The following is a 1,620-nucleotide window of genomic DNA, read 5'->3' on the forward strand; positions in this document are numbered from 1 at the left end:
GGTTAATATTAGCGAGCCAAGTCGTTTGGCTCGCTTTTTTCATTGTTTAGTTTTCCGATGAAATTATAATAAATATCAATCTGAATAATTCGATTGCGTTTCGTGCCAGTTGGTTTATAAATCACAATCTTGTCAATCAGTTCATTCACTATCTCAACGGTTAGTTCTGGTAGCTCTGTATATTTCAAAATTCTCGTCATAAACTTGGAGATATTCAAGTTATCTTCTTGTTGTTTGGCGAGTTTTTCAGTTAAATCAGAAATGGAAGTTTGAAGCTGTTTCTGTTCCTCTTCATAGCTCTGACTTAGCTTCACGAAGCGTTCATCTGAAATTTTACCAAGTAGATTATCTTCATAAAGCTTATGAATGATATTGTCAATCTCTTTAGAGCGGTGCTCATCCTTTTGAAGTTGCTGGCGCTGGCGTTTGTTATCTTTGCTGAATTGAGCTTGGCTTTGCTGTTCTAGCTTTTTCAAAAAGGTTTCTTGGTCTAATTGGCACTCGTGGATAGTTTGACGAAGTTTGTCGCTTACAATCTCAATCAGGGCGGATTTTTGAATGTAGTGTGGATTTTCGCAACCATCAATCGGCTTACGGTAACCAGAACATTTATAATGGTCATGATTAAGTCCGTTTTTCTCTTGTGGGCAAAAATAATGCTTTCGCCCACAAGTTCCACAAAAAACCAATCCAGCAAACAAGTTTTCGTGACCAGACCGATTTTTATACCGTTGATTAGACCGCTTATGACTCCTCATCTTCTGAACAATATCAAAAGTTTCTTGGTCAATTATCGCTTCATGAGTATTTTTGAAAACCAACCAACCTTCCTTTGGATTATCCACCTTACGCTTGTCTTTATAAGATTTTGTTCGAGTTCGAAGATTGACAGTATGCCCAAGATACTCTTCACGCCCTAAGATAGCGCTTAGGGTTTCTCGCGTCCAAAAATAAGGCAAAGTTTCCACATTTGGGCTGGAAGAAATAGACTTCAAACCGATTTCTATTCGGTGACGGTCTGGTTTAAAAATTTTGTCATTTTCTAACCCTTTCGCAATCTCCGAAAGACTTTTTCCGCTTTTCACTTCTTGAAAAATCCGTTTCACAACTTCACTGGCAACTGGGTCAATAATCCAATTTTTAGGGTTGCTTGAATCTTTGAGATAGCCGTAAGGTGGGTTAGTAGTTACTCGCTCGCCAGCTTTGGCTTTAGCTTGCACCACCGCGCGAATTTTCTTGCTGGTATCTGCCGCATACATTTCATCCATTAGACTCTTGATTGGCAAGAAAATTGAGTTAGTTTCATTAGGCTTATTCGAATCTACTCCATCATTTAAGGCGATAAAGCGGACATCAAAACTAGGGAAAGTGATTTCCGTTAGCTGTCCAACCTTGATATAAGAGCGCCCCAAACGGCTTAAATCCTTTACAATAAAGTTCGAAACTTGCCGATTTTCCACCAAACGCAGAGCTTCTGAAATTGCTGGACGGTCAAAATTTGTGCCACTAAAGCCATCATCGACAAACAAAATAGGATTAGAGAGATTTTCTCTTGTAACTACATCAAGCAGAATTTTCTTCTGATTGATAATTGAGTTGCTATCTCCGTCCAGTCCATCA

The 1,620-nt window shown here is 38.9% G+C and carries 1 protein-coding gene; it reads right to left on the reverse strand.

Annotation, left to right across the window (positions count from 1 at the left end; translation table 11 throughout):
* Positions 1-8: 8 nt before the first annotated feature.
* Positions 9-1,620: recombinase family protein (locus tag HMPREF0851_RS15105; protein ID WP_000001082.1), on the reverse strand; the 1,612-nt coding region annotated here is incomplete at its 5' end.

The sequence above is a fragment of the Streptococcus sp. M334 genome (assembly GCF_000187745.1).
Lineage (GTDB): Bacteria > Bacillota > Bacilli > Lactobacillales > Streptococcaceae > Streptococcus.